Source organism: Corallococcus sp. AB049A (assembly GCF_003668885.1).
Lineage (GTDB): Bacteria > Myxococcota > Myxococcia > Myxococcales > Myxococcaceae > Corallococcus > Corallococcus interemptor.
Window position 1 is genome coordinate 1 of record NZ_RAWL01000932.1, and the last position, 530, is coordinate 530.

General features: G+C 64.7%; 1 protein-coding gene. It reads left to right on the plus strand.

The features are described 5' to 3' along the window. The coding region (locus tag D7X55_RS45945; protein WP_233610410.1) for a pyruvate kinase at window positions 1–530 on the plus strand (530 nt) is incomplete at both ends.

Below are 530 nucleotides of genomic sequence, written 5' to 3' on the forward strand. Positions count from 1 at the left end.
GAACTGATCGGCATCGTTGCCAAGATCGGCGTGGACTTCATCGCCGTGTCGTTCTGCCGCAACGCGCAGGACATGAACGACGCGCGCGACATCGCCCGCTCGCACGGCTGTGATGCCGCCCTGGTGTCGAAGATCGAGCGCACCGAGGCGATCGAGAACCTGGAAGAAATCGTCGAGGCCAGCGACGTGGTGATGGTTGCCCGTGGCGACCTTGGCGTGGAAATCGGCGATGCCGAGCTGCCGGGCCTGCAGAAGAAGATCATCAAGGCCTCGCTGGCGCAGAACAAGGTGGTGATCACCGCCACGCAGATGCTGCAGTCGATGGTGGAAAGCCCGATCCCGACCCGCGCCGAAGTGCTGGACGTGGCCAACTCGGTCATCGACGGTACCGACGCGGTGATGCTGTCGGCGGAAACCGCCGCCGGTGCCTACCCGGTCAAGGCGGTGGAAGCGATGGCACGCATCTGCCTGGGTGCCGAGCGCCAGTTCCAGACCGAGACCGATTTCAACGCCTCGCCGCGCAACCTCTG